General features: G+C 58.7%; 29 protein-coding genes. 20 read left to right on the top strand and 9 right to left on the bottom strand.

All coding sequences use genetic code 11. From position 1 onward, the window contains the following. Positions 1-164: 164 nt before the first annotated feature. The 3 genes from CKW16_RS19255 to CKW16_RS19245 all read right to left on the bottom strand — a co-directional run bounded on the left by CKW16_RS19255 (position 165) and on the right by CKW16_RS19245 (position 1,688). Positions 165-392, bottom strand: coding sequence for a DUF6555 family protein (locus tag CKW16_RS19255; RefSeq protein ID WP_046047446.1), 228 nt, complete (start codon positions 390-392; stop codon positions 165-167). A 91-nt stretch (positions 393-483) separates the two neighbouring features. After that, positions 484-756 carry a hypothetical protein gene (locus CKW16_RS19250; RefSeq protein ID WP_095129782.1) on the bottom strand — a complete coding sequence of 91 codons (273 nt, stop codon included), beginning with the start codon at positions 754-756 and terminating at the stop codon, positions 484-486. Positions 757-1,007: 251 nt separating this feature from the next. After that, positions 1,008-1,688 carry an SOS response-associated peptidase gene (locus tag CKW16_RS19245; protein ID WP_095129750.1) on the bottom strand — a complete coding sequence of 227 codons (681 nt, stop codon included), beginning with the start codon at positions 1,686-1,688 and terminating at the stop codon, positions 1,008-1,010. 215 nt (positions 1,689-1,903) lie between these two features. On the opposite strand from CKW16_RS19245, the gene CKW16_RS19240 reads away from it, so the two are divergent. The 3 genes from CKW16_RS19240 (at position 1,904) to CKW16_RS19230 (ending at position 4,211) form a co-directional block, all read left to right on the top strand. Further along, on the top strand, positions 1,904-2,851 hold the full coding sequence (locus CKW16_RS19240) for an ABC transporter substrate-binding protein (protein ID WP_095129748.1): 948 nt from the start codon (positions 1,904-1,906) through the stop codon (positions 2,849-2,851). A 99-nt stretch (positions 2,852-2,950) separates the two neighbouring features. Continuing rightward, positions 2,951-3,850: a polysaccharide deacetylase family protein gene (locus CKW16_RS19235; protein ID WP_095129746.1), complete on the top strand. Its 900-nt coding sequence runs from the start codon at positions 2,951-2,953 to the stop codon at positions 3,848-3,850. Positions 3,851-3,968: 118 nt separating this feature from the next. Next, on the top strand, positions 3,969-4,211 hold the full coding sequence (locus tag CKW16_RS19230) for a DUF1652 domain-containing protein (protein ID WP_056744830.1): 243 nt from the start codon (positions 3,969-3,971) through the stop codon (positions 4,209-4,211). Here the strand turns inward: CKW16_RS19230 and CKW16_RS19225 are convergent. Continuing rightward, positions 4,208-5,092 (bottom strand): LysR family transcriptional regulator, encoded by an 885-nt coding sequence (locus CKW16_RS19225; RefSeq protein ID WP_033057700.1) that lies wholly within the window; start codon positions 5,090-5,092, stop codon positions 4,208-4,210. The two genes, CKW16_RS19230 and CKW16_RS19225, sit on opposite strands and share 4 nt — an antisense overlap. 127 nt (positions 5,093-5,219) lie before the next feature. Here CKW16_RS19225 and CKW16_RS19220 point away from each other — a divergent pair, with 127 nt between their 5' ends. From CKW16_RS19220 to CKW16_RS19175, 10 genes are all read left to right on the top strand, one after another. Continuing rightward, positions 5,220-6,368: a muconate cycloisomerase family protein gene (locus CKW16_RS19220; protein WP_176471574.1), complete on the top strand. Its 1,149-nt coding sequence runs from the start codon at positions 5,220-5,222 to the stop codon at positions 6,366-6,368. Between the two features lie 10 nt (positions 6,369-6,378). After that, positions 6,379-6,669, top strand: a complete 291-nt coding sequence (catC, locus tag CKW16_RS19215; RefSeq protein ID WP_046047438.1) for a muconolactone Delta-isomerase — start codon at positions 6,379-6,381, stop codon at positions 6,667-6,669. 55 nt (positions 6,670-6,724) lie between these two features. After that, positions 6,725-7,654, top strand: a complete 930-nt coding sequence (gene catA, locus CKW16_RS19210; RefSeq protein ID WP_095129744.1) for a catechol 1,2-dioxygenase — start codon at positions 6,725-6,727, stop codon at positions 7,652-7,654. A 115-nt stretch (positions 7,655-7,769) separates the two neighbouring features. Beyond that, positions 7,770-8,729 (top strand): AraC family transcriptional regulator, encoded by a 960-nt coding sequence (locus CKW16_RS19205; protein ID WP_095129742.1) that lies wholly within the window; start codon positions 7,770-7,772, stop codon positions 8,727-8,729. Between the two features lie 272 nt (positions 8,730-9,001). Beyond that, a complete protein-coding gene (benA, locus tag CKW16_RS19200) occupies positions 9,002-10,366 on the top strand; it encodes a benzoate 1,2-dioxygenase large subunit (RefSeq protein WP_095129741.1) in 1,365 nt (454 codons plus the stop codon). Then, complete coding sequence (benB, locus tag CKW16_RS19195; protein ID WP_095129739.1) at positions 10,363-10,851, top strand: benzoate 1,2-dioxygenase small subunit; 489 nt, start codon at positions 10,363-10,365, stop codon at positions 10,849-10,851. Before benA ends, benB begins: the two co-directional genes overlap by 4 nt. Positions 10,852-10,861: 10 nt before the next feature. Then, on the top strand, positions 10,862-11,875 hold the full coding sequence (benC, locus tag CKW16_RS19190; protein ID WP_095129737.1) for a benzoate 1,2-dioxygenase electron transfer component BenC: 1,014 nt from the start codon (positions 10,862-10,864) through the stop codon (positions 11,873-11,875). Between the two features lie 212 nt (positions 11,876-12,087). Further along, entirely contained in the window at positions 12,088-12,861 is a 774-nt protein-coding gene (locus CKW16_RS19185) for a 1,6-dihydroxycyclohexa-2,4-diene-1-carboxylate dehydrogenase (protein WP_095129735.1), read from the top strand. A gap of 41 nt (positions 12,862-12,902) precedes the next feature. Beyond that, entirely contained in the window at positions 12,903-13,601 is a 699-nt protein-coding gene (locus tag CKW16_RS19180; RefSeq protein WP_095129733.1) for an alpha/beta hydrolase, read from the top strand. Between the two features lie 205 nt (positions 13,602-13,806). After that, positions 13,807-14,010 (top strand): hypothetical protein, encoded by a 204-nt coding sequence (locus tag CKW16_RS19175; protein ID WP_046049802.1) that lies wholly within the window; start codon positions 13,807-13,809, stop codon positions 14,008-14,010. A gap of 57 nt (positions 14,011-14,067) precedes the next feature. Here CKW16_RS19175 and osmE read toward each other — a convergent pair whose 3' ends face one another. Then, entirely contained in the window at positions 14,068-14,418 is a 351-nt protein-coding gene (osmE, locus tag CKW16_RS19170) for an osmotically-inducible lipoprotein OsmE (RefSeq protein WP_095129731.1), read from the bottom strand. Positions 14,419-14,431: 13 nt separating this feature from the next. After that, a complete protein-coding gene (locus CKW16_RS19165; RefSeq protein ID WP_095129729.1) occupies positions 14,432-14,671 on the bottom strand; it encodes a hypothetical protein in 240 nt (79 codons plus the stop codon). A gap of 170 nt (positions 14,672-14,841) precedes the next feature. Between CKW16_RS19165 and CKW16_RS19160 the strand changes: the two genes are divergently transcribed. Continuing rightward, positions 14,842-15,060 (top strand): hypothetical protein, encoded by a 219-nt coding sequence (locus CKW16_RS19160; RefSeq protein WP_095129727.1) that lies wholly within the window; start codon positions 14,842-14,844, stop codon positions 15,058-15,060. Between the two features lie 70 nt (positions 15,061-15,130). Next, a complete protein-coding gene (locus tag CKW16_RS19155; RefSeq protein WP_095129725.1) occupies positions 15,131-15,466 on the top strand; it encodes a hypothetical protein in 336 nt (111 codons plus the stop codon). Between the two features lie 3 nt (positions 15,467-15,469). Here CKW16_RS19155 and CKW16_RS19150 read toward each other — a convergent pair whose 3' ends face one another. Continuing rightward, positions 15,470-16,039 carry an Rrf2 family transcriptional regulator gene (locus tag CKW16_RS19150; protein WP_095129723.1) on the bottom strand — a complete coding sequence of 190 codons (570 nt, stop codon included), beginning with the start codon at positions 16,037-16,039 and terminating at the stop codon, positions 15,470-15,472. 283 nt (positions 16,040-16,322) lie between these two features. Here CKW16_RS19150 and CKW16_RS19145 point away from each other — a divergent pair, with 283 nt between their 5' ends. The 4 genes from CKW16_RS19145 to CKW16_RS19130 all read left to right on the top strand — a co-directional run bounded on the left by CKW16_RS19145 (position 16,323) and on the right by CKW16_RS19130 (position 20,925). Continuing rightward, a complete protein-coding gene (locus CKW16_RS19145) occupies positions 16,323-17,525 on the top strand; it encodes an NAD(P)/FAD-dependent oxidoreductase (protein WP_095129721.1) in 1,203 nt (400 codons plus the stop codon). Between the two features lie 159 nt (positions 17,526-17,684). Next, on the top strand, positions 17,685-18,974 hold the full coding sequence (locus CKW16_RS19140) for an FAD-binding oxidoreductase (RefSeq protein ID WP_095129719.1): 1,290 nt from the start codon (positions 17,685-17,687) through the stop codon (positions 18,972-18,974). Between the two features lie 25 nt (positions 18,975-18,999). Then, positions 19,000-19,554 (top strand): helix-turn-helix domain-containing protein, encoded by a 555-nt coding sequence (locus CKW16_RS19135; protein ID WP_008154577.1) that lies wholly within the window; start codon positions 19,000-19,002, stop codon positions 19,552-19,554. Positions 19,555-19,578: 24 nt separating this feature from the next. Further along, complete coding sequence (locus CKW16_RS19130; protein WP_095129717.1) at positions 19,579-20,925, top strand: glutamine synthetase family protein; 1,347 nt, start codon at positions 19,579-19,581, stop codon at positions 20,923-20,925. Positions 20,926-21,177: 252 nt separating this feature from the next. Here the strand turns inward: CKW16_RS19130 and CKW16_RS19125 are convergent, their stop codons facing one another. Then, positions 21,178-21,810: a response regulator transcription factor gene (locus CKW16_RS19125; protein ID WP_008154581.1), complete on the bottom strand. Its 633-nt coding sequence runs from the start codon at positions 21,808-21,810 to the stop codon at positions 21,178-21,180. 33 nt (positions 21,811-21,843) lie between these two features. Then, a complete protein-coding gene (locus CKW16_RS19120) occupies positions 21,844-23,211 on the bottom strand; it encodes a cache domain-containing protein (protein ID WP_095129715.1) in 1,368 nt (455 codons plus the stop codon). Positions 23,212-23,560: 349 nt separating this feature from the next. Here CKW16_RS19120 and CKW16_RS19115 point away from each other — a divergent pair, with 349 nt between their 5' ends. Continuing rightward, positions 23,561-25,618 carry a carbon starvation CstA family protein gene (locus CKW16_RS19115; RefSeq protein WP_095129713.1) on the top strand — a complete coding sequence of 686 codons (2,058 nt, stop codon included), beginning with the start codon at positions 23,561-23,563 and terminating at the stop codon, positions 25,616-25,618. Positions 25,619-25,627: the final 9 nt, after the last annotated feature.

Genomic DNA, 25,627 nt, shown 5'->3' with positions numbered 1-25,627 from the left:
GGGCAGGTATTGGAGGATTATTTCTGGATCACCGCCCCAGGCCTTCGAGGCCAAGGACGGTGAAGATCTCAAAGACCCGGTTTCCAGTAGACCGTAAGGCTGCTCCGCTTAAGTGAACAGCATTACGCTATCAAAACGGGGCTTTTCATTGGGCGATGATTAAATCAGATCGCTTCATTCCAGCGAATGTGCGTAATGCCTAATTGCTGCGCTTTGATGCGCGCAGTTTCGAGGTTGGCGTGTGCGGCGATTTGACGATCGGAGTCGGGATAAGCATGGGCAGACGCCGAATGTATTGCCTCGACATCCGAGAACTGTTCAGCCAGTTTGAAAAAGTGCTGACGAACGCCGTCGAACATATAGTGCACGGCATAGGGGACGAGTTTGCTCATATATTCCTCCTTGGGCCGAAGCTCTGTTATTGAGAGTGGCTCGATGTCGGGTTCGTTCAGTTTTTTGGCTGAATGAACCCGGCCCATCAACTCAAACCTCTTCCAGCGCTGGAAAATCGGGGTGGGAGGCCCTGTAACCCAAGGTCTTGTCGATCCAGGCGTTCAGCTCGTTAACCATCACTGGAGGTTTACCCGGATAGTTTTCGAGCGTTGAACGAAGAATGTTGCTGATAGTGGAGATTGAACCCAGGTTGCGGGTCTTTATGTATTGCCCGATAAAACAGTCGAGAGGGTAATGTTCTGTCTTCGAAAGATAAACACACGCCAGACCATCGACTTGATTAATTGTGAAATCGTCGCGCAATTTAATTCTCTGCAAGGCTTGTTGTTGTAAGGATTTCCTTGGTTCGTTGATTCTTTGGTCAATTGCGGGGTGCCGAAGGGAATGCGGCGCGCATGCTATCCATAGTTATTCTAAATGTATCGAAGTGTCGGACAGGCGGTTGTCAGTTAAATGGTGAAGAAAGCAAAGTGTCTCTTGGATGAAACAGTCTGCGTAATGTTCAAGTGATCAATATGTATATATAACTGATGCTTATGCCTGCATTTATACGTTTATGGGATTTCATCAATCAATGCTGCGCCTTGATTTCTTGAATTGCCCACCGCTTTGTTCACCTTGTACCACTCGAAAACCTCGCTGACTTCGCCCTGCAACAGAGCCATCTGCTCCGCGCGTTCTTTGGGGGTGGCCGGGTCAAGCCATTCCCGCGCCAGCGGCGCAGACAACACCACGGGGCGCCGGTCATGAATGTCGAGCATGCCGCCCGCGCTGTCGGCGGTGATGATCACAAAACCGTCATCCGCCCGCGGCTCATCACCCGCGCGGGGGAACTGTCCGATTGCGGCGCATAAAATCGGTGCCCGGTCCCGTCGACGGATGAGCCACGGTTGCTTCGTCGAGTCCCCTGCATCGACCCATTCGAACCAGTTGTCGATCGGCACTATCGCGCGGTGCGGCCAGATCGCCCGGAAGAACGGGCCGTGGGCGACTTTTTCGACCCGTGCATTGATCGGTGCCGCCCGATCCTTCGCCCAGTGCGGCCGCCATCCCCAGCGCTGAAAATCGGCATGCAGGCCGTTGCTTTCCAGATGCAGGAGGGCGAGTTGCGTGGTGGGCGCCGCGTTGTAGCGGGCCAGCGGTTCATCACTGACGTGGTTGATCAACGCGTCGGGGATGCTCAGCACCGCGACAAAATCGTGAATGCCACGGTACTGCGACAGGCGTCCGCACATAGGTTGATTCTCTGATTGAAGCGCGCTGACTGGAGATTTCAGCTTAGTTGCATCGAGTCGGGGCAGAGAAATGTTAAATGGAAAACAGTCTGTTGAAACGCTGTTGCTGCGCAGACACTGTTTGTCGCAAGTCATTAGCTTATGCATAAATCGAATTTCAGATGCTTCTTATAAGAGCGTTATGGTCTATCGCAATAACCCTCAAGGAGCCCCCGATGAACCTGTCCCGATTCGTGCGCAGTCTGCTGACCAGCGCACTGTTCGCCGCACCACTGGCTTACGCCGCCGAGCCCGTCGTCCTGCACGTCGGTGATCAGAACTACTACAACGTTCGCGCTTCGGTGGAGGCGTCGGGCGTACTGAAAGATGCGCCGTATACCGTCGACTGGAAGCACTTCCAGGCCGCCGCGCCGCTGGCCGAAGCGCTGAATACGGGCGCACTGGATCTGGGTTTTCTTGGCGATTCGGGTTTTCTGTTCCTCGCCGCCAAGCAGGCGCCGGTGAAACTGATCGGCGTGTCGCGGCAGAACCCCGACACCATCGCCTTGCTGGTGCCCAAGGATTCACCGGTGAAAACCATCGCCGATCTGAAGGGTAAGAAAGTCGCTTATTGGCCCGGTGCCTGGAGCCAGCAACTGACCCTGCGAGCCCTGGAAAAAGCCGACCTGCCGGAAGACTATGTCGACTTCATCAAACTGATGCCGATCGATGCCGCCGCCGCGTTGCCTCAGGGCAGCATCGACGCGTTCCCGGTCTGGGAACCTTACATCTCCCAGCAGATTCTGTTCTCCGGCGCCCGGCCGATCCTCACCGCCAAGAACCTGATGCCCGGCCTGAGCGCCATCGCCGCCTCGACGCCGTCGATCGACAGCAAGCGCGAAGCCATTGCCGATTTTCTGGTGCGCCTGAAAAAGGCCCGGGCCTGGGTCGATAACCACACCGACGAGTACGCCGATCTCTGGGCGAAGAAAGCCAACCTTGACCAGAGCGTCTCGCGCCATTGGTTGCGCCAGGCCCACATGACCGTCGGCCCGGTGGATGCGCAGGCAGCAAAGGATCTGCAAAGCACGGCGGACTTCCTGTTCAAGGTAAAAGCGCTGCCGGCTGCGTTGGCGACTGCGCCGATTATCGACAGCTCGTTTCAGCAGGCGTTTGCCCAGTAACCCACGATGCCGGGCAGCACTGGAACCAAACACTGTGTACCCTTATCCAACCTCGGCCCGCAGCGACCTGCGGGCCGACGAAGGATAAATGGGCAAAACATGAAACAGCTGTTCAAGGTTCTCTCTGCACTCATCATCGCCACAGGGCTGGTTGGGTGCATCGCTTCTCCCATTGAAATGACGCCGCAGACCGAACAGCGTCTGAGCGCGCAACCACCGATCCGTTTTCTGCTGACCTTCGACGACGGTCCCAGCGCCTCGAGTTTCTGGAATCCGACGATGACGGTGCTCGACAGTCTGGCCACAAACCCGGTGCAACCGAACCTCAAAGCGGTGTTCTTCGTGCAGACCCGTGCGCCACGTGCCGGCAACAGCGAAATCGGTCGCGAGGTCATGCGCCGTGAACACGCAGAAGGGCAGATATTGGGTTTCCACACGGCCACCCACGGGCACACCAATCATCGGTCTCTGAGTCCGGAGGCACTGGAGCAGTCGCTGACTAAGGGCAGCGCCGACATCGCCGCGCTCACCGGCGCGCCGCCGACCCTGGTTCGTCCGCCATTCTGGAACTATGACAAACGGGTCTTCGCGGCCTATCAGCAACATGGCATGCATGTGCTGCTGACCGATCTGAGCGCCAATGACGGCAAAATCTGGGGTTTCAACGCCAGCCCCCGGCGGCGGGCTCATTTCTTGCGCACAATGTCCGAAGTGCGCGAGCGCATCGCCCTTGGCGAGTTACCGGTGGTAGATGGGGTGATTCCGGTGGTGGTGACGTTCCACGACCTCAATCGCTACACCGCCCGGCATGCTCGGGAATACCTGCAAATCCTCCTCGACAGTGCACAGGCTACCGGTGTGAAAACCGCAGAGAAGCCGTTTTACGACGATACGGCCGCGCTGCAACGGGCCGCCATGGCGCGTACCGTTCGCGACAGTTCACAGCCGGTTAAATTACCGGGGCTCTGGAATTGGATCTGGGGTGGGGATTCTCACTGAAAGGTCGCCAAAGTGAGAAACAGCTAACACTTTTTCGACCATCGGCGGGCGCAGGATTGGAAAAGCGCATCTATGCTGAGCAAGTTGGATCCGATTAATGGCCACGGAGGCGCCAGTCATGGTTTCAGTTCCTGAGCTTTGCCGCATTGTTGAGTCCGGTTTTCAACCGCTTTCCTGTGCCTGCACGGTGAATCCCGACGAAACGTTACGGATCAAGGTCTACGAACCCGCCACCGGGCGCATTGATCTGTTGATTACCGGTGTATCACCCGAACGGCTGACCAGCGTTCGCGATATCTCCAATCTGATTGGCGAGTTGCGCATCGAGATGCGCGCCGGTCGTCGGGCGTTTGCCGGCTAGGCCCGCGGTTGCAGTTCATCAATCATCTGCAAGCAATGATTCAACCCCGGCGATACGTCGCCCACGCGCCTGCTGAGAATAATCGGCGAGGTCGCGTTGTCTTCCAGCAGCGGCGTGAAACCAATGTCGTCGCGGTGCAGCAATTGCACCGAGGCCGGCACCAGGGTGACGCCGATTCCCGCTCCCACCAGACCGATAGCTGTTTGCAGCTCGTTGGTCCATTGCGCCACGTGGATGCTCACGCCATAGGATTCGAACAAGGCGATCACATGGTCGGCGTAGCTGGGACGTGGGTTGCCGGGGTACAGCACGAAGGGTTCTTTCGCCAATTCGCGAAGGCTGATCGGCCCGGCCAGTAATGGGTGACCCGCGGGCAGGGCGGCGACCAGACGATCTTCGGTCAACACAGTCTGGATGATCGCCGGGTCGTCGATGCGGATTCGGCCGAAACCAATGTCGATGCGCCCGGCCTTGAGCGCCTGTACTTGCTGCAACGTGGTCATTTCCGAGAGCCCCAGTTCAAGCTCCAGGGGCTCGCCGCTGCGCAAACGGCGAATCAGTTCCGGCAGCACGCCGTAGAGCGTCGACGGGGCAAAACCGATGCCCAGCCAGGTCTTTTCGCCCAGACCGATCCGTCGCGTGTTGTCGCACACCTTGCCCAGTTGCTCGAGCAGGGCGGTGGAGTGCTCATGGAAAAAACGCCCGGCATCGGTCAGCTTCAGCGGCCGCCCGCGTTCCAGCAACAACACCCCGAGTTCATCCTCCAGTTGCTGCATCTGCCGGCTCAGCGGCGGTTGGGCAATGTGCAGAAGCTCGGCGGCACGGGTGAAATTGAGGGTTTGAGCCAACACCTGAAAATACCGCAGGTGACGCAGTTCCATGGAGCCTCCAGACGCAAGTCGGTTGCATACCTTAAAGGTATCAAGTCAGACCAATTCTATATTGGCTTCCCGAAAAAAGCCGTACCAGAATCGGTTCCAGAACTTTAAGAACCTGACGGGTATCGACATGCTTGCAACAGCCATTGAATCGATCGAGACGATCATCGTCGATCTGCCGACCATCCGCCCGCACAAGCTGGCGATGCACACCATGCAGAACCAGACCCTGGTGATCATTCGCGTGCGCTGCGTCGACGGCATTGAAGGCATTGGCGAGTCCACCACCATCGGTGGCCTGGCCTACGGCAACGAAAGCCCTGACAGCATCAAGACCAACATCGACAAACACTTCGCGCCGCTGCTGCTGGGCCAGGACAGCGCCAACGTGAACGCCGCGATGTTGCGCCTGGAGCGCAGCATCCGTGGCAACACCTTCGCTAAATCAGGTATCGAAACCGCCTTGCTCGACGCTCAGGGCAAACGCCTTGGGCTGCCGGTCAGTGAACTGCTGGGCGGCCGCGTTCGCGATGCCCTGCCAGTGGCGTGGACCCTGGCCAGTGGCGACACCGACCAGGACATCGCCGAAGCGGAAAAAATGCTCGACCTGCGCCGCCATCGGATCTTCAAACTGAAAATCGGTGCCGGTGAGGTCAACCGCGACCTGGCCCACGTCATTGCGATCAAAAAAGCTTTGGGAGACCGCGCCAGCGTGCGAGTCGATGTCAATCAGGCCTGGGATGAAGCGGTCGCGCTGCGCGCCTGCCGGATTCTGGGAACCAACGGCATCGACCTGATCGAACAACCGATCTCGCGCAACAACCGCGCCGGCATGGCGCGCCTGAACGCCATGAGCCCGGCGCCGATCATGGCCGATGAATCCATCGAATGCGTGGAGGATGCGTTCAACCTGGCCCGTGAAGGCGCGGCCTCGGTGTTTGCCTTGAAGATCGCCAAGAACGGCGGCCCGCGCGCCGTACTGCGAACCGCTGCGATTGCCGAAGCGGCCGGTATCGGCCTGTATGGCGGCACCATGCTCGAAGGTGGCATCGGCACCCTGGCCTCGGCCCATGCCTTTATCACGCTGAACAAACTGGCGTGGGACACCGAGCTGTTCGGTCCATTGCTGCTGACTGAAGACATTCTCAGCGAGCCGCTGGTCTATCGCGATTTTGAGTTGCACGTGCCGAAAACACCGGGGCTGGGCCTGAGCCTCGACGAAGAACGTCTGGCGTTCTTCCGTCGAGACAAAACGTCTACTGCCATTCATCAAGCCTGAGGAGAGCATTATGCTGTTCCACGTAAAAATGACCGTGAACCTGCCAGTCGACATGAATCCCGAAGCAGCCGCGAAGCTGAAGGCTGACGAAAAAGCCCTGGCCCAGCGCCTGCAAGAGCAAGGCAAGTGGCGTCACCTGTGGCGCATCGCCGGGCACTATGCCAATTACAGCGTTTTTGACGTCGACAGCGTTCAGGAGCTGCACGACCTGCTCATGCAATTGCCGCTGTTTCCGTACATGGCGATCGAGGTCGATGCGATGTGCCGGCATCCTTCTTCTATCCGCGAGGATGACCGCTGAACCCAGCCTGTTCAGTTCGCTACGCTAATAATTACAAGATGAGGAACCCACCAAAATGAACGTCAAAATTTCCCACACTGCCAGTGTCCAGAAGTTTCTCGAAGAGGCCAGCGGCCTGCTCAATGACGCCGGCGACCCGCGGGTCAAGGCCCTGGTCTACCGCATCCTGCGTGACTCGGTGAACATCATCGAAGACCTGGCCGTGACCCCGGAAGAGTTCTGGAAAGCCGTCAACTACCTCAACGTGCTGGGTGCGCGTCAAGAGGCCGGGCTGGTGGTGGCCGGGCTCGGTCTGGAGCATTACCTCGACCTGCTGATGGACGCCGAAGACGAGCAGGCCGGCAAGGCCGGCGGCACGCCGCGGACCATCGAGGGCCCGCTGTACGTTGCGGGTGCGCCGCTGTCGGAAGGCGAAGCGCGACTGGATGACGGCGTCGATCCGGGTGTGGTGCTGTTCATGCAGGGCCAGGTCAAGAACACCGCCGGCGAACCGTTGGCCGGTGCGGTGGTGGATGTCTGGCACGCCAACACCGGCGGCACTTACTCCTACTTTGATACCACTCAATCGGAGTTCAACTTGCGTCGTCGTATCGTCACCGATGCCGAAGGTCGTTATCGCTTTCGCAGCATCGTGCCGTCGGGCTATGGCTGCCCGCCGGACGGCCCGACCCAGCAACTGCTCGATCAACTGGGCCGTCATGGGAAACGGCCGGCGCACATCCACTTCTTCATCTCCGCGCCGGATCATCGTCACCTGACCACCCAGATCAACCTCGATGGTGATCAGTACCTGCACGACGATTTCGCCTATGCCACTCGGGATGAGCTGATCGCGAAAATCACCTTCAGCGACGATCAACAGCGTGCGGCGGCCCATGGTGTGAGCGGTCGCTTTGCCGAAATCGACTTCGATTTTACCTTGCAGACCACCGCACAACCCGACGAGCAGCAACGCCACGAGCGGGTCCGCGCACTCGAGGACTGATATCCTCGAACAACGGAGCCGGGCCACGAGATAACCGACCGTTTATCTCGTGGTCTTCTGCGTTTCGATCCTGGAATGGCCCGACGTTACCTATAACAACAATGAGAGTGACCCGATGATGCAAGCGCAACTGTTGAGTCAGCGCAGCACCGTATTCGACCACGCCGACCCTTACGCGGTGTCGGGCTACGTCAATCAGCATGTCGGTAACCATTGCATTCTGATGCCCCGGGCCGGGCAACCGCTGGCCAGCCTCAATCACCGCAAGTTTGCCAGCCTCGACCTGTGCCGCATCAGTTATGGCGGCAGCGTACGGGTCACTTCCGGTGCGCTGGAAAGCATCTATCACCTGCAAGTGTTGCTGCGCGGCAATTGCTTGTGGCGCGGCCACGGCCAGGAACACTACTTCGCACCCGGCGAGTTGCTGCTGATCAATCCCGATGATCCGGTGGACCTGACGTATTCCGACGATTGCGAAAAATTTATCCTCAAAGTCCCCACCCCGTTGCTGGAATCCGTGTGCGATGAACAGCGCTGGCGCTATCCGGGGCAGGGCGTGCGGTTTCTGGAGAACCGTTATCAGCTCGATGAGCTGGAAGGCTTTGTCGGTCTGCTGGCGATGATTTGCCAGGAAGCCGAGGCGACCGAGCAGATTCCCAAAGTGCAGGAGCACTACGCACAGATCATCGTCAGCAAGATGCTCAGCCTGATGAAGACCAATGTCAGCCGGATCAGTCTCGGCTCACAGACGGCCACGTTCGAGGTGATTGCCGACTACATCGCGGGCCATCTCAAACAAGACATCGACAGCGAAGAACTGGCACGTCAGGCGCGGATGAGTCTGCGCTCGTTGTACGGATTGTTTGAACGCAACGCCGGCACCACGCCGAAAAACTACATCCGGCAAAAGCGCCTTGAGCGCATCAACGCCTGCCTGAGCGACCCGACCTGCAACGTGCGCAACGTCACGGAAGTGGCGATGGATTACGGCTTCTTGCACCTGGGCCGGTTCTCCGACAGCTACCGCAAACAGTTCGGTGAATTGCCTTCCGACACCCTCAAGCGCCGCCACTGAGCTAGCAAACGCCACACATCCCTGTGGGAGCATGGCTTGCCCGCGATGAGGCCGGTAGGTTCACGATTGATGTCGCCTGACACGACGCCATCGCGAGCAAGCTTTGCTCCTACACCGGATCGGCGGTGGACTGTATTCCCGCAAACGCCACCCGCCCCCATAAAAAATCCCATTGCACAAAACGGATACAGGTCTGCACCCAGCGGATAGTCCGCCACTTCCCCCCGTCCTAGCATGGCCCTGCCTGAATAAAAACAATGGAGGCGGCGGCCATGACCCTGCGACCCGAATACCTTCACTCCCTGCTCGAAGATGACAAAGAACAGGGCATCTATCGCTGCAAGCGCGAGATGTTCACCGACCCGCGGCTGTTCGATCTCGAGATGCAGCACATCTTCGAAGGGAACTGGCTGTACCTGGCCCACGAAAGCCAGATCCCCAACAAAAACGATTTCTACACCACCACCATGGGGCGCCAGTCGATCTTCATCGCGCGCAACAAGGACGGTGAGCTCAATGCGTTCCTCAACGCCTGCAGCCATCGTGGCGCGACGCTGTGCCGGCACAAGTCTGGCAACAAGAGCTCGTACACCTGCCCATTCCACGGCTGGACCTTCAACAACTCCGGCAAACTGCTCAAGGTCAAGGATCCGGCCGAAGCGGGCTACCCGGCGAGCTTCAACTGCGAAGGCTCCCACGACCTGACCAAAGTCGCGCGTTTCGAATCTTATCGCGGCTTCCTGTTTGGCAGCCTCAAGGCCGACGTAGTCCCGCTGGTTGAACACCTGGGCGAGTCGGCAAAGATCATCGACATGATCGTCGACCAGTCCGCCGATGGCCTGGAAGTGCTGCGCGGTTCCTCCAGCTACATCTACGAAGGCAACTGGAAGCTCACCGCCGAAAACGGCGCCGACGGCTATCACGTCAGCTCCGTGCACTGGAACTACGCGGCCACTCAGAACCAGCGCAAGCAGCGTGAGGCCGGCGATTGCAATCCGACCATGAGTGCCGGCAGTTGGGCCAAGCAGGGCGGTGGTTTCTATTCCTTCGACAAGGGCCACATGCTGCTCTGGACCCGTTGGTCCAACCCAGAAGATCGTCCGCTGTACGAGCGTCGCGATGAACTGGCCCAGGATTTCGGCAAGGCTCGCGCCGACTGGATGATCGAGAACTCGCGCAACCTGTGCCTGTACCCGAACGTGTACCTGATGGACCAGTTCAGTTCGCAGATTCGTATCGCCCGACCGATCTCGGTCGATCGCACGGAAATCACCATTTACTGCATCGCCCCCAAAGGCGAAAGCGACCACGCCCGTTCGAGCCGGATTCGTCAGTACGAAGACTTCTTCAACGTCAGCGGCATGGCCACCCCGGATGATCTGGAAGAGTTTCGTTCCTGCCAGACCAGTTATCAGGGCAGCGTGACCGCCTGGAACGACATGTCCCGCGGCGCCGAACACTGGATCGAAGGCGCTGATGACGCCGCCAAGGAAATCGACCTGCATCCGCTGCTCAGCGGCGTGCGCACCGAAGACGAAGGCCTGTTCGTGCTGCAACACAAGTATTGGCAGCAGACCATGCTCAAGGCCCTGGCCGCCGAGCAGTCCGAACTGATTCCTGTGGAGGCCGTGCAATGACCATCACCTATGACACCGTGCGTGATTTTCTCTACCGCGAAGCGCGCTACCTCGATGACCGGCAATGGGACGAATGGCTGGAGTTGTACGCCCCGGACGCGACGTTCTGGATGCCGTCCTGGGACGACAACGACGAGCTGACTGAAGACCCGCAACGGGAAATCTCGCTGATCTGGTACGGCAACCGCACCGGCCTGGAAGACCGCGTTTTCCGCATCAAGACCGAGCGTTCCAGCGCCACCATGCCGGACACCCGCACCTCGCACAACATCAGCAACATCGAGCTGCTCGAACAGGCCGACGGGTTCTGCAAAGTGCGCTTCAACTGGCACACCCTGAGCTTTCGCTACAAGACCGTTGACAGCTATTTCGGCAGCAGTTTCTACACCCTCGATGTGCGCGGTGAAAACCCGCTGATCAAGGCCAAGAAAGTGATCCTGAAGAACGATTACGTTCGCCAGGTCATCGATGTTTACCACCTGTGAGGCAGCGGTCATGACTCATTCCATTGCATTCAATTTTGAAGACGGCGTCACCCGGTTCATCGACGCCAATGTCGGCGAAACCGTGGCCGATGCCGCGTATCGCCAGGGCATCAATATTCCACTGGATTGCCGCGACGGCGCCTGCGGTACCTGCAAATGCTTCGCCGAGGCCGGCCGTTATGATTTGGGCGAGGAGTACATCGAAGACGCACTCAGCGCGGAAGAGGCCGAGCAAGGTTTCGTCCTGACCTGCCAGATGCGCGCCCAGAGCGATTGCGTGGTGCGCGTGCCGACCTCTTCCGAGGTGTGCCGCACCCGTCAGGCCAGTTACGACGCGACCATCAGCGCCGTGCGCCAGTTGTCCGACAGCACCATCGCGCTGTCGATCAAGGGCGAAGCCCTGAGCAAACTGGCGTTCCTGCCGGGGCAATACGTGAACCTCGGGATTCCCGGCAGCGAGCAGACCCGCGCCTATTCGTTCAGCTCGTTGCAGCGCGACGGCGAAGTCAGTTTCCTGATCCGCAACGTGCCCGGCGGCTTGATGAGCAGCTTCCTCACCGGCATGGCCAAGGCGGGCGACAGCATGAGCCTGGCCGGGCCGTTGGGCAGTTTCTATCTGCGCGACATTCGCCGTCCGTTGTTGCTGCTGGCCGGCGGTACGGGGCTGGCACCGTTCACCGCGATGCTGGAAAAAATCGCCGAGCAGGGCAGTGAGCATCCGCTGCATTTGATCTACGGCGTGACCAACGATTTCGATCTGGTGGAAATGGATCGACTCGAAGCCTTCGCCGCACGAATCCCGAACTTCAGCTTCATTGCCTGCGTGGCCAACCCGGACAGTCAGCACCCGCTCAAGGGCTACGTGACCCAACACATCGAGCCGCAGCATTTGAACGAAGGCGACGTCGATGTCTACCTGTGCGGCCCGCCGCCGATGGTCGAGGCGGTCAGCCAGTTCATCCGCGAAAAAGGCATCGCGCCGACAAACTTTTACTACGAGAAATTTGCCGCTAGCGCGGCGTAAGTATCAGCAACGACACCGTCTTTGTAGCAGCTGCCGAGCCTGCGAGGCTGCGTTCGGCTGCGAAGCAGTCGTGATACTTGAGTGCATGGTCTTCCTGATGCACCGCATGCACTGATCTCACGACTGCTTCGCAGCCGAACGCAGCCTCGCAGGCTCGGCAGCTGCTACAGATAGCCGTTCCCTGCGAAATTGATCTTCGCCACGAGGTATGTATGAACAGATTCCACGAAAAAGTCGCGCTGATCACTGGCGCTGCCCAAGGCATCGGTCGGCGCGTTGCCAAGCGCATGGCGGCGGAAGGGGCGCGGTTGATTCTGGTCGATCGCTCCGAGCTGGTGTTCGAGGTTCAGCAGCAATTAGGGCAGGGCAGCCAGGTGCTCGCGCTGACCGCCGATCTTGAGCAATACAGCGAATGCAGCCGCGTCATGCAAACCGCCGTCGAACGTTTCGGGCGTCTGGATGTGCTGATCAATAATGTGGGCGGGACGATCTGGACCAAGCCTTTTGAGCATTACGAAGCGTCGCAGATCGAGGCCGAAGTGCGCCGCTCGCTGTTCCCGACGCTGTGGTGCTGTCATGCCGCGCTGCCGTTCATGCTTGAGCAGGGGAGCGGTGCCATCGTCAACGTTTCGTCCATCGCCACGCGCAGTGTCAATCGCGTGCCGTACGGTGCGGCGAAGGGTGGGGTCAATGCGCTGACCGCTTGCCTGGCCTTCGAAACAGCCGGTCGCGGGATTCGGGTCAATGCCACCGCGCCCGGTGGCACCGAAGCGCCGCCGCGGGTGATTCCGCGCAACAGCGCCGATCAGAGCGAGCAAGAGAAGGTCTGGTATCAGCAGATTGTCGACCAGACGCTCGACAGCAGTTTGATGAAGCGCTATGGCACGCTGGATGAACAGGCAAGCGCTATTCTGTTTCTGGCCAGCGACGAAGCGTCCTATATCACCGGCATGATCATGCCGGTCGGTGGCGGCGACCAGGGCTGACGCGACTTGCCAACAACCCATCCTCAATCGGAGTCATCGTGATGAGCGACAAACCCACGATCGTGCTGGTCCATGGTTTTTGGGGCGGTGCTGCCCACTGGAACAAGGTCATCGCCGAGTTGATTCACAAGGGCATTACGAACATCCGCGCGGTGGAGATGCCGCTGACTTCATTGGCAGACGATGCAGAGCGCACGCGCAAGATGGTCGCTCAAGTGTCGGGGCCCGTGTTGTTGGTGGGGCATTCCTATGGCGGCGCGGTGATTACCGAGGCCGGCGATCAACCGAACGTGGTGGGGCTGGTGTACATCGCTGCCTTCGCGCCGGACGCCGGTGAAAGTCCCGGTGGCATCACGCAACGGCATTCGCCCGCTGCGGCGGCCAACCTGGCTCCCGACAGCGACGGTTATCTGTGGGTCAAACCTGAGCTCTATCACGAAAGCTTCTGCCAGGACCTGCCCAAGACCGAAGGGTTGGTGATGGGCATCACCCAGAAAGCGCCGCTGGCCAGCACCTTCGGCGACACCATCAACACGGTGGCGTGGAAGAAGAAGCCGTCGTGGTATCAGGTTTCCACGGATGACAGGATGATCGCACCGCAAAATCAGCAATGGATGGCGGGGCGGCTGAACGCCAGGGAGATCCTCACCCTGCACGCCAGCCATGCGTCCCTGGCGTCGATGCCGGTCGAGATTGCAGCGTTCATCGATAAGGCCGCGACGGCGTTGGCCGCAGGATAGAGAGCCTTACAGGCGACGCTGAAACGCTTTGATGATTCTGAGCGTGGCGTCGCTTGTGTTCAGGTTCTGGAGGAGTGATGGACGAAGTTGAAAGTGCAACCGGATGTCGGAATCCTGGCGCGACGTCTGGTCGGCACTTCATGGAAGGTCGGGTGTAAGGTATTCAAGTGAATCCAGGATCATCACTGCCGAAATGGAGGTGACTATGAGCGTTCCGATGCTGACCAAAATGCACATGAACGGTTATGACGTACTCAGCGTGAACAACGGCCCATGGCGGGTGTGCACCAAAGGTGACCGGCTTGGAGCCTTTGGCAGTAAAGAGGAAGCACTGGCCTTTGCGGCCGCTCTTCCCGGCTACAAGGCCAAAGCAAGTCGGCCTGCACGCAGCCAGAAGTCAGATAAGTAGCGCGCTTGCAGCCCCGGTTCGCCGGGGCTTTTCTTTGCCTGGCGCTAAGGTCCTGGGCTAATAACCGCCACCGCCGCCGCGGGAAGGCTCTCGGGCTTTTTGCTGCGCGTTACTCCATTCCGCGCAGGTCATGAAACTTTTATGGTCGACCTTGCCCCTGTCATCGAAACTGACGTTGTACGTTTGCTGATGGCCGGCCTGCGTCAGCTTGTAGTCAAAGCAAGTGCCAGGCTCAACGGTGCGATCCGTTATGGATAAAGGCTGGCCGCCAATCTGCTGGACTTGATCCTTGCTCATGCCGGTCTCGACCTTTGCGACCAGCGGTTGATCGCGATAGACATGCGATTCGGTGCTGCAGCCACCCGACGCGCCCAGTACAACGACCAGCGCGCATAGAGGCTTGTGCATGGCAGCGCTCCTGCTATTGAGCTTTCGTTCGAGTGATAATCTTGGCTTTCACTTCCTCGGCATAACCCTTCAGTCGCTCTTCATCTCCCTGAAACAACTCGCACAGCTTTAGGGTTGCTTGCGCATCCACGTCATTGCCGGCCAGGCGTAGCTGCTCTGCGATGCGCAAAAGCTCTACCGCTGACCATCTCAAATCCGACGCAACACCTTGCAGGTCACGCCGAAGTTCGTTTTCAGATTCGTTAAGCCACATGATGACCTCCTGCCAATCTCCGCTACGAAATTTTAGTCCCATTTCCCGGGTCAGGGCGTTTTGTTCGTCCGAGCCGTGGGTGCAGCCTTTTGTCGGGAAAATGAACGTGAACCCGCAGATCTGATGTCGTAGTGAGGTAGTGAATTTTTGCTAGGGCGAGGCAACTTCAAATGACGGCTACTGATGATTTTAGATTTCATGCCCATGAACTGATCGTTGATCTGGACGCGGCCACCACGGAAATGATGAAACTGATTTCTGCACATCAGCTGAGCGGCCCGGAATGGGAGCGGGTCACTCAATGGCAGCATGAAGCGTATGAAAGATGGATGACTTATCTGAATGAGAGGTCGTATCCGGATACCGGTGAACACAACGCCCCTTGTTGAGTTCAGTGCAACTGATGGATGTCTGGACAGCGACGCGCTACATTCCCCTTTTTCGGGATAAGGAAGCGTCATGCGCAAATTGATTGGGGGAGTAGGGCTGGCGTTGCTGGCGGGCTGTTCGTTGCCCGCGTCCATGGTGCCAGGTGAGCCGAATGTCAGCAAATACAGCGACAAGGCGCCGAAAGACTATGCCGCGTGCGTTCTGCCGGCGTGGCAGCGGGAGATTCCCAACACGACCCAATCGGCGATTTCCAATGGCTACAGGGTCACGGCGCCGAGCATCATCACGGCCGACGAGATTGTGGATATCGTGAAATCGAAGGATGGCAGTCACGTATCGCTTTATCAGGGGCCGCCCTGGGCGAAATCCGGGGCGTTACGTCAGGCAGTGCGTGATTGTCTGTAAGGTTTAATCGGTGATATCGGTCACCTGGATGATCGGGTCGTCGCTTGCCTGAGTGCTCGCACTGATTTTCTTTTCCCGACGATCGTTCATCCAGTTGTCCACCTGAGCATTGAATTGCGCCGGCGCTTTTCGTCCGACCTTCCTGGCGAGATCAAGAATGGTCTGCTGGGCGAGGGCGTCTTCCATGCGTTTCTGCGCGGTCATCATGGCGGCATTAACTGCGCAGGGACCTGCCAGCGCCCACGCCGGCGCGGAACCTTCGAACAGGGCGCAACGCCCGCGAATCTCTCGGCAATCGAAGATGAGCTTCTGGCCGTCGATGGCATTGACGATATCCAGAATGCTGATTTCGTCAGAAGGCCGGGCCAGCTTGAACCCGCCGCGCACGCCTTCAGTGGCGACCACCAGTTTTGCCTTGGCCAGTTTGGTGAAAATTTTTGCCAGATAGTCCTGTGGTACGCCTTGCAGCTTGGCAAGGTCGCGCACGCTCGCCTCACGGGTGTCACCGCAATTACCCACCAAAAAAATCAGGCAATGAATGCCGTACTCAACGCCTGCGCTGTAAAGAGACATGTCGATCTCCGACTAAAGTTGTCGTAAATGTTAACAGCGGAAAGCGAGCCGAGCAACGCATCCTGTCGCGTATTCACTGCTCGTTGTGCGGCATGGCTGGCTGTTCATAAGCCTTTTTTGGACTAATCAAAACTTTCGATACTAACCATCAGTAATTTCGTTTTGTGCCAAGTAACTAGGATCAATATAGTCGCCGTTGTCCGGTCAGCAGTGGTAAGCAGTCGCTACCGAAGAGCGTGACCTTAAACGAACTCATCACTTGGTCTTCTCCCCGGAGTTAAAAATGAAACAGCACATCCTGGTTATCGGCGCAGGTTTCGGTGGCATGTGGACGGCTTTGAGCGCCACGCGTCTGTTCGACATTCATGGCCACAACGACGTTGAAGTAACCGTTCTGGCCCCTCAGGCCGAGCTGCGAGTCCGTCCACGCTTCTACGAGCCGAATGCTCACCAACTGGCTGCACCGATCGGCGAACTGTTCGATGCGGTCGGCGTCCATTTCATCAAAGGCTCTGCCGAAACCATCGACGTTGAGCAAAAACGTGTCGGCTACGTCGATGCATCCGGCAACCAGCAAGTGTGCAGCTACGACAAACTCGTTCTGGCAACTGGCAGCCGTCTGGCACTGCCGAACACGCCAGGTGTGGCGGAACACGCCTTCGACGTGGATCAGATCGAGCAGGCCGTACGCCTGGAAAATCACCTCAAGTCCCTGGTCAACCTGCCAGAAAGCCAAGCTCGCAACACCGTAGTGGTGGCCGGCGGTGGCTTTACCGGGATTGAAACCGCGACTGAAATGCCTGCGCGTCTGCGTGCCATCCTGGGTGATCGCGCCGACGTCGAAGTGATCATCGTTGATCGCGGCGAGAAAGTTGGCGGGTCCATGGGCGCCGAGATCGCCGAATCAATCGCTGAAGCCAGTATTGAAACGGGCGTGAAATGGCGCTTGAAATCGTCGGTGGTCGCTGTCGATGAAAATGGCGTGACCCTGACCGATGGTCAGCGCATCGATGCCAAAACCGTGGTCTGGACCACCGGCGTGCGCGCCAGCTCGCTGACCGAGCAGATTCCGGCCGAACGCGATCACCTGGGCCGTTTGCACGTCGACGCTCACTTGAAAGTCATTGGCCAGGAAGACATCTTCGCCACCGGCGACGTGGCCTATGCCGCCAGCGATGACATCGGCAACTTCGCATTGATGACCTGTCAGCACGCCATCTCGCTGGGTCGTCATGCCGGCAACAACGTTGCCGCACAGATTCTGGGCGTGGACCCGACCCCGTACAGCCAGCCTAAATACGTGACCTGTCTGGATCTGGGCGCCTGGGGCGCGGTCTACACCGAGGGTTGGGACCGCCAGGTGAAGTTGGTCAAAGAGGAAGCCAAAGCGCTGAAAACCCAGATCAACACGATGTGGATCTACCCACCTGCGGCTGACCGTGTCACTGCGCTGGCTTCAGCAGATCCGATGATTCCTGTCGCCTGAAACGTCGGCAGTGGTGCTTCGATAACGCTGCCTGCTTAGAAAAAATCCCGCCCGGGTTCTCCTGGGCGGGATTTTTTTTGCGCCTTGAGCGGTTGCGGTTGTGAAATTTAACGTGTACTTTTTCATGAAATTATAAGTATAAAATTTCATGAGGCCCGTATGTTTCAGCAATCTACCCGGCACGTCGCCAGCTATTACGCCCATACCTGCGCGGATCGCTTGGTGGATCGAACTGTTCTTGAGGGCGAGCAGGATACTGAAGTGTTGATCATCGGGGCCGGCTTCAGTGGGTTGCATACGGCGTTGCGTCTGGCACTGGCCGGCAAACGCGTGACGTTGCTGGAAGCCAGTCGGGTGGCCTGGGCCGCCTCGGGGCGCAATGGCGGTCAGGCCATTCTCGGTTGGTCGTGTGACATGCCGCCGCTCGAGGCTGCGCTGGGTTTTGAGCGCGCCCGCCGGTTATGGGACAGCATGCGCTGGGCGGCACGGGAGTTGCGAGACTTGCCCGCGCGTCATGATTTCGATTGTGACTACCGGCCTGGCCACCTCTGGACGTCGGTGATGCCGCGTCGGGTGAGTCTGCTGACAGAATGGCAACACGAGGCCAGCCACAAGTGGGGCCACGATGATTTGCAGTTCATTTCGCGCGAGGCGTTGCCTGATTGGGTCGCCAGTGAGCGCTACCAGGCGGGCCTGTTTGATCCTGAAGGCGGGCATTTGAATCCGCTGAAACTGGCGCTCGGTCTGGCCGCTGCGATTGAACAGGCCGGTGGACGCATTCATGTACAGAGCAAGGCGTTGAGCTATCGCGAAGAAGGTGATCGTTACGTGGTCACCACTGAACGCGGTCGCATTCGCGCTGACGTGCTGGTGCTGGCGTGCAACGCCTACCTTGATCGGCTTGATCCGAAGCTTTCGAGTTGCGTGTTACCGGTTGGCACTTATCAGGTGGCCACCGCGCCACTTTCAGAGCAACAGGCGACCGCGTTGCTACCCGGCAATGTATGCGTCACCGACAACCAGTTTGTCCTCGATTATTTCCGCCGTACGCCGGACAACCGCCTGCTGTTCGGTGGTGGTTGCACTTACCTGGGCGGCATGCCGAAGGACATCGCCGCTGCGACACGGCCCTATCTGGAACGCGTGTTTCCCCAGCTCAAGGGCGTCGAACTGGACTTTGCCTGGGGAGGACACATCGATCTGACCCTCAAGCGCACGCCTGACATCGGTCGACGTGGCGATCTCTACTGGCTGCAGGGTTACTCCGGGCATGGCGTGCTGCCGACATTGTCCGGGGCGCGTGCCGTGTCCGACGCAATACTTGGCCAGACGGATGAGCTGGCGTTGTACCAGGGTTTGATCAACGGCAGTTTTCCCGGTGGAAAGTATTTGGCCGCACCGCTGGAAGCCATCGGCAAGGCCTGGTATCGGCTGCGCGACAGTATTTGAAGCATCAATTTCGGGAAGCCTTTAGATGGACATGCAAGAAGAAATCTCGGCGCTGGCGATCCTGATCCAGGACCTGCGCAAACACAAAAAGTACACGCTCAAAGAGCTGGCGGACAAAATCGGTCGTTCGGTCGGGTTTCTTTCGCAAGTCGAGCGGGGGTTGTCACGTCCCACGGTGGCGGACTTGACCGCCATCAGCGAAACCCTCGGCGTGCCGACCACCTATTTCTATAGCTTGCCCAAGCCCATGGCATTGCCTTGGGTGACCCGCCCGGATGAGCGACGCACGCTGTACTACGCCGACGGGATTACCGACATCCTCGTCTCTCCGAAGATGAGGGCGTCCTTTTCAATGCTTGAAAGCCAACTGGAGCCCGGCGCCAGCAGTGGTGATCGGCACATGAACGACAGCTCGGAGCAGGGTGGCTATGTCCTCGAGGGTGAGCTGACGCTGTGGCTGGATGACGATAAACCGGTGACATTGCGCACCGGCGACAGTTTTCAGCTGGCCAGTCACACACATTGTCGCTATGGCAACCTCTCGGATCAGCTCGCCCGGGTGCTTTGGGTTTACACCTGATAAAAACAACAAGGAACACTAACGATGGATGCTGTCTGCTCTGATCTGGTTGCTGAGGTTCGCGCGTTTCGTCAGCGCTTCCCGCAGGTGCGTTACGTTGACCTGATTTCCCTGGATATCCCCGGGCATTTTTACGGTAAGCGCTACCCGATAGAAATGCTCGAGAAAGTCGCCGCAGGCAGCGCGCTCAAGCTGCCGCAAAACTGTGTGTTGCTGGGCACGCAGGGCGGTCTGTTCAAAATCGGCGACTACTGTTTCAACGACGGCGACCCGGATGCTCCACGCCGCCTGGTGCCCGGTACGCTCAAGCCAGTGAGCTGGGAAAAACAACCGCTGGGGCAGATGCTGATTACCTCAAGCGGTACTGAAAAGCCTATCGTTTTCGGGCCGCGTGAAGTGTTGGCGCAGGTGCTTGAGCGCCTCGGCCGAAAAGGGATTTTCCCCGTGGTCGCGTTCGAACTGGAGTTCTATCTGTTCGATCGCCAGCTTCGTGACGGCTTGCCACAGTTCCCTCGCGATCAACTGACCGACGATGCCGATGATCAGCCGAATATGCACATCGAACGGCTGTCGAGATTTTCACCGGTGCTCGATGACATGGTCGAGACGGCGCGGGCACAAGGCATCGATGCCACGGTGATCACTGCGGAGTTGGGCCCGGGCCAGTTCGAGATCAATTTCGGTCACCTTGACGACGGCCTGCGTGCGGCCGACTGGGCGGCCCTGTTCTGCCGCAGCACACGGGGCGTGGCCCTCAAGCACAACCACCGCGCCAGCTTCATGGCAAAACCCTACTTGCAGCACCCCGGTAGCGGCATGCATGTGCATGTGAGCCTTTACGACGAGGCGGGAACCAACCTGTTGGCGGCTAACGATCAGCAGGCACTGCGCCATGCAGTGGCCGGTTGCCTTGAAGTGTTGCCGCATTGCATGCCGATCTTTGCACCGAATCACAACGCAATGCGTCGCTTGAGCGGCACGGTGAATGTCGCGACGCGCGCCAGTTGGGGCTTTGAAGATCGTGACGCTTGTCTGCGGGTGCCTGAGTCGGACGCTAAGAATCTGCGCATCGAACATCGCCTGGCGGGCGCGGATGCCAATCCTTATCTCGTGTTGGCGGCGATTCTGGTAGGGCTGGAGCAAGGGCTGGAAGTGGGGCGTGAACCGATTGCACCCCTCAACGAAGATCGTGGCAGCGGAATCGACTTCCCGCTGGAGATGCTGGAGGCCGTGCGTTCGATGCAAAACAACGTTCAGCTGCGCGAGGGTTTGGGGGCGGAGTTCGTGGATGTCTACTGCGAAAACAAGCGCCAGGACCATTTGGCATTCCTGCAGGACATCAGTGCGCGGGAGTATCGCTGGTACCTCTAAATCTGTCCTTGTCGGTGCTCGCCCATAAAAAATATGTGGATATTTAATGAGTTAGAAGATTTAGTAACTGGATAGTGAATCAAAATATCTTGTTACAGGCAGACATATTAAGTAATATTCGCCCCGCGTTCACCACCACGGTTTATGCATTTTGAGTCCCAGGCGTCCATCAGCTGCCTGGGATTTTTTTTGCCTGAAATTCGGACCGGGGTGCACAAGACCAGAATCACAGCGGCAAATGATGCATATCCGCTACCGCGAGATGATGCCGTGATCGATCGCGTATTTGACCAGGGCCGCCGGTTTGTCGATGTTGAGTTTGCGGCGGATGCTCAAGCGATGGGTTTCTACCGTGCGAACGCTGATGTCCAGTTCGCGGGCCATCTCTTTGTTGTTCAACCCTTGGGCCATCTTGTACAACACCTGGCTCTCGCGCGGTGTCAGCTCGTTGTCGGTATTTTTATCGGCGATGAGCCGCTGGGCGATCTCGGCACTGTAGAACGTGCCGCCACTGGCGATGGCTTCGATCGCCGCTATGATTTCCCGCGACGGTGAGTTCTTCAGTACATAGCCGCTGGCCCCCGCGCGAACGGACTCACTCACGTATTCATTATTGTCGTACATGCTGAGCACCAGCACCTTGAGCGACGGGTACTGGCTGCGTAACACCCGGGTCAGCTCGAGCCCGTTCATGTCCCGCAGGCTGATGTCGACCAGCAACAGGTCCGGCTGGCAGCGCCCGACCATTTCGATGGCATCCGCGCCACTCTCGGCTTCGCCCACCACTTCCAGGGGGGGCATGACCGCCAGCAGCGCTTTGATCCCGTCGCGGACCAGGGCGTGATCGTCGACCAGGGCGACGCGGATCGGGTAGGGCAGGTTCATCGCGGGTATTCACTCTTGTTGTCAGGGGGCGAGTCAGCGTGTTGTACCGGGCATTTTCATTGGCAGCCAAACGTCCAGCTCACTTCTTCCCGGCATCGAGTTCAGGTCGAATCGTCCACCAAAATGCTCGACACGCTCACGGATATTACGCAGGCCAATGCCCGCATGACGACGTTCGACCTGGGCGACGTTGAAACCGATACCGTCATCGACCACCGTCAACCGTATGGAATCTTCAGACCCGTGCAGGGTAATGGAGACGTTTTTAGCCTGGGCATGTCGTTCAATATTAGTCAGGCCCTCTTGCACGATGCGAAACAGCGAGACCGCTGCCCCATCGACCAAGTGACAGTCGAATTCGTTGTCGTTGTAAGTCACCACCAGGCCGCTGCGTTGCTCGAATTCTGCGGCGAGTTGACCGATTGCCGCCGGCAGGCCCAAGGTGTCGAGCAGCGAGGAACGCAGGTCGTGGGAAAGGCTGCGAACCTCGCCAATCGCTTCCCCCAGGCGTTCCGTGGCGTCTCTCAGCGTACTCAAACCCTTGTCGTGAGCTTGCCCATTCTCGAGCAGATGGCTGGCCAGCTCGAACTGAAACTTGATGGAGACCAGTAGTTGGCTGATGCCGTCGTGCAGTTCACGGGAAACCCGTGAGCGCTCTTCTTCTTGCAAGCTGACGATACGCTGAGTCAGGCGCTGAAGTTTTTTGTCGGCCAGGCGATGCTCGCTGACGTTCAGCGTCATGCCGCTGGCGAAGACAAACAGCACCGCCACGAGGGCCACCGCGGCAATCGCCAGCATGGTTTTACGAATGCCCTGGGCCACTTCGTCACGCGCCTGTTGGGTTGCGCGCTCAACGTCTTCAAGGTAGATGCCGGTGCCGAGCATCCAGCCCCAACGATCCAGCATCACCACATAAGCGAGCTTGTCGGTCACCTGGCCGGAAGAGGGCTTGTTCCAGGCGTAGCGTTGAAAGCCTTCGCCCGATTGCGCACTTTTGAGCAACGCCTGGATCACCGGCAAACCGTGAGGGTCCTTCATGTCCCACAGGTATTTGCCCACCAGCTCGGACTGGCGCGCGTGCATCAGGCTGCGACCTTCGTGGTCGTAGACGAAGAAGTAGCCATTGATGCCAAAGCTGAGCTTGCGCAGTTCTTCCAGCACTTTTTGCTGTGCGTGCTCATCACCGTGACCGTCGTCGTACAGCGGCTCGATCAGGCTTTGCGCCATTTCGACGTAGTTCTTAAGTTCGGCGCGCTTGCTGGCCAGAATGCTGTCTTCGATCAGTTGCGCCTGTTGTTCACCCAGTTGCCGGTTCATGGAAATCACCAGCGCGCAGATGACGGCGATGGCCAACACCAGCGGCAGAATCCCGAGCGCGACGATTTTGTGTTTGAGCTGCATCTCTGCTCCTGTCCGGACCGAGGGAAGGCGAAGGCCCGGCATCATATGCCAAAGATACGCGCGTCCAGTAGCGGTGCTGGACGGAATGACCTGTGGCTGGGGTGTCGGTCAGTCTGTAGGAGCTGAGCTTGCTCGCGAAGGCGGCCTGACAGCCGACCAATTACTCGTAGGTGTACAGCATTCCCCTGTGGGTGCGGCGCCATCTACGTAGAACTACGTAGATCCCGCGTACGTAGTAACGCGGATTTATTTGTAGACGGCATGCGGGGATATTGGGCCAGCTCCGCACAGCGGACACAATTATAAAAATTACCGCCGCAGTCCACTGGCTGTCGGCAGGAGACACGCTATGCCCCGTCTGGCTAAACACCTCGCCTGGTTTGCCGTGGCTGTCCTGGGAGCGTTTGCGCTAAGTGTCGTGGCCCTGCGCCGCGGCGAAGCGATCAACGCACTCTGGATCGTAGTCGCAGCAGTCGCTATCTATCTCGTCGCTTATCGTTACTACAGCCTGTTCATCGCCACCAAGGTGATGCAACTCGATCCCAATCGTGCCACACCGGCTGTCGTTAATAACGATGGTCTGGACTACGTGCCGACCAACAAACACGTACTCTTCGGTCACCATTTCGCAGCCATCGCTGGCGCGGGGCCGCTGGTCGGTCCGGTCCTGGCGGCGCAGATGGGCTACCTGCCCGGCACGTTGTGGCTGATTGCCGGCGTGGTGCTGGCCGGTGCCGTTCAGGACTTCATGGTCCTGTTCATGTCCACCCGCCGCAACGGCCGTTCCCTCGGCGACATGGTTCGTGAGGAAATGGGCCGCATCCCCGGCACCATCGCGCTGTTTGGCTGCTTCCTGATCATGATCATCATCCTCGCGGTGCTGGCGCTGATCGTTGTAAAAGCCCTGGCCGAAAGCCCGTGGGGTATGTTCACGGTGATGGCGACCATCCCGATCGCGATGTTCATGGGCATTTACATGCGCTACATCCGCCCGGGTCGCATCGGTGAAATCTCCATCGTCGGTGTGCTGTTGCTGCTCGGTTCGATCTGGCTGGGTGGGCAGATTGCCGCTGATCCAGTCTGGGCCAAGGCCTTCACCTTCACCGGGGTCCAGATCACCTGGATGTTGATCGGCTATGGTTTTGTCGCCGCGGTATTGCCGGTGTGGCTGATTCTGGCGCCGCGGGATTACCTGTCGACCTTCCTGAAAATCGGCACCATCGTGGCGTTGGCGATCGGCATCCTGATCACCATGCCCGACCTGAAAATGCCGGCACTCACCCAGTTCATCGACGGCACCGGGCCGGTGTGGAAGGGCGGGTTGTTCCCGTTCCTGTTCATCACCATCGCCTGTGGCGCGGTTTCCGGTTTCCACGCACTGATTGCTTCCGGCACTACGCCGAAGTTGTTGGCCAGTGAAGGCCATGCCCGTTACATCGGTTACGGCGGCATGCTGATGGAATCCTTCGTGGCCATCATGGCAATGGTTGCTGCGTCGGTGATCGAACCAGGCGTGTACTTCGCCATGAACAGCCCGGCGGCGCTTGTCGGCTCTGACGCTGTTTCGGTGGCTCAGACCGTCAGCAGCTGGGGCTTTGCAATTACCCCGGAAGCGCTGCAAGCAGTGGCCAAGGACATCGGTGAAACCACCATCCTGGCCCGTGCCGGCGGCGCGCCGACCCTGGCAGTCGGTATCGCGCAGATCCTGCACCAGCTTCTGCCGGGTGAAAACACCATGGCGTTCTGGTACCACTTCGCGATTCTGTTCGAAGCGCTGTTCATCCTGACCGCCGTCGATGCCGGTACCCGTGCTGGCCGCTTCATGCTGCAGGACTTGCTCGGTTCCTTCGTGCCAGCGCTGAAACGCACCGAATCCTGGACCGCCAACCTGATCGCAACCGCCGGTTGTGTGGCGATGTGGGGGTATCTGTTGTACCAGGGCGTGATCGATCCGCTGGGTGGCATCAACACCTTGTGGCCGTTGTTCGGTATCTCCAACCAGATGCTGGCCGGTATCGCGCTGATGTTGGCGACCGTTGTGCTGATCAAAATGAAACGCCAGCGCTACGTCTGGGTCACCATGCTGCCCGCCGTGTGGCTGCTGATCTGCACCACCACCGCAGGCTTCATCAAGCTGTTCGATGCCAACCCGGCGATCGGTTTCCTGGCCTTGGCCAAGAAGTACAGCGATGCGCTGGCCAACGGTCAGATCCTTGCCCCGGCGAAGAGCATCGACCAGATGCAGCACGTGATCTACAACGCGTACACCAACGCAACGCTGACCGCGCTGTTCTTGCTGGTGGTCTTCAGCATCCTGTTCTTTGCACTCAAGGTCGGTATCGCCGCCTGGGGTACTAAAGAACGTACGGATAAAGAAGCGCCATTCCAGGCACTGCCGGACGCTTGATCGAGGATT

Source organism: Pseudomonas sp. Irchel s3h14 (assembly GCF_900187425.1).
Lineage (GTDB): Bacteria > Pseudomonadota > Gammaproteobacteria > Pseudomonadales > Pseudomonadaceae > Aquipseudomonas.
This window is presented reverse-complemented; position numbering and strand designations above follow the sequence as displayed.

Coding starts and splice junctions, on each gene's coding strand:
- CKW16_RS19255 (WP_046047446.1), bottom strand. CDS start 392: ATGAGCAAACTCGTCCCCTATGCCGTGCACTATATGTTCGACGGCGTT.
- catA (WP_095129744.1), top strand. CDS start 6,725: ATGAACGTCAAAATTTCCCACACTGCCAGTGTCCAGAAGTTTCTCGAA.
- CKW16_RS19165 (WP_095129729.1), bottom strand. CDS start 14,671: ATGTGGCTTAACGAATCTGAAAACGAACTTCGGCGTGACCTGCAAGGT.
- CKW16_RS19125 (WP_008154581.1), bottom strand. CDS start 21,810: ATGAACCTGCCCTACCCGATCCGCGTCGCCCTGGTCGACGATCACGCC.
- CKW16_RS19205 (WP_095129742.1), top strand. CDS start 7,770: ATGATGCAAGCGCAACTGTTGAGTCAGCGCAGCACCGTATTCGACCAC.
- catC (WP_046047438.1), top strand. CDS start 6,379: ATGCTGTTCCACGTAAAAATGACCGTGAACCTGCCAGTCGACATGAAT.
- CKW16_RS19150 (WP_095129723.1), bottom strand. CDS start 16,039: ATGTCTCTTTACAGCGCAGGCGTTGAGTACGGCATTCATTGCCTGATT.
- CKW16_RS19160 (WP_095129727.1), top strand. CDS start 14,842: ATGACGGCTACTGATGATTTTAGATTTCATGCCCATGAACTGATCGTT.
- CKW16_RS19135 (WP_008154577.1), top strand. CDS start 19,000: ATGGACATGCAAGAAGAAATCTCGGCGCTGGCGATCCTGATCCAGGAC.
- CKW16_RS19120 (WP_095129715.1), bottom strand. CDS start 23,211: ATGCAGCTCAAACACAAAATCGTCGCGCTCGGGATTCTGCCGCTGGTG.
- CKW16_RS19130 (WP_095129717.1), top strand. CDS start 19,579: ATGGATGCTGTCTGCTCTGATCTGGTTGCTGAGGTTCGCGCGTTTCGT.
- benB (WP_095129739.1), top strand. CDS start 10,363: ATGACCATCACCTATGACACCGTGCGTGATTTTCTCTACCGCGAAGCG.
- CKW16_RS19180 (WP_095129733.1), top strand. CDS start 12,903: ATGAGCGACAAACCCACGATCGTGCTGGTCCATGGTTTTTGGGGCGGT.
- benA (WP_095129741.1), top strand. CDS start 9,002: ATGACCCTGCGACCCGAATACCTTCACTCCCTGCTCGAAGATGACAAA.
- CKW16_RS19230 (WP_056744830.1), top strand. CDS start 3,969: ATGGTTTCAGTTCCTGAGCTTTGCCGCATTGTTGAGTCCGGTTTTCAA.
- CKW16_RS19240 (WP_095129748.1), top strand. CDS start 1,904: ATGAACCTGTCCCGATTCGTGCGCAGTCTGCTGACCAGCGCACTGTTC.
- CKW16_RS19115 (WP_095129713.1), top strand. CDS start 23,561: ATGCCCCGTCTGGCTAAACACCTCGCCTGGTTTGCCGTGGCTGTCCTG.
- benC (WP_095129737.1), top strand. CDS start 10,862: ATGACTCATTCCATTGCATTCAATTTTGAAGACGGCGTCACCCGGTTC.
- CKW16_RS19140 (WP_095129719.1), top strand. CDS start 17,685: ATGTTTCAGCAATCTACCCGGCACGTCGCCAGCTATTACGCCCATACC.
- CKW16_RS19145 (WP_095129721.1), top strand. CDS start 16,323: ATGAAACAGCACATCCTGGTTATCGGCGCAGGTTTCGGTGGCATGTGG.
- CKW16_RS19175 (WP_046049802.1), top strand. CDS start 13,807: ATGAGCGTTCCGATGCTGACCAAAATGCACATGAACGGTTATGACGTA.
- CKW16_RS19185 (WP_095129735.1), top strand. CDS start 12,088: ATGAACAGATTCCACGAAAAAGTCGCGCTGATCACTGGCGCTGCCCAA.
- CKW16_RS19235 (WP_095129746.1), top strand. CDS start 2,951: ATGAAACAGCTGTTCAAGGTTCTCTCTGCACTCATCATCGCCACAGGG.
- CKW16_RS19245 (WP_095129750.1), bottom strand. CDS start 1,688: ATGTGCGGACGCCTGTCGCAGTACCGTGGCATTCACGATTTTGTCGCG.
- CKW16_RS19225 (WP_033057700.1), bottom strand. CDS start 5,092: ATGGAACTGCGTCACCTGCGGTATTTTCAGGTGTTGGCTCAAACCCTC.
- CKW16_RS19155 (WP_095129725.1), top strand. CDS start 15,131: ATGCGCAAATTGATTGGGGGAGTAGGGCTGGCGTTGCTGGCGGGCTGT.
- CKW16_RS19220 (WP_176471574.1), top strand. CDS start 5,220: ATGCTTGCAACAGCCATTGAATCGATCGAGACGATCATCGTCGATCTG.
- osmE (WP_095129731.1), bottom strand. CDS start 14,418: ATGCACAAGCCTCTATGCGCGCTGGTCGTTGTACTGGGCGCGTCGGGT.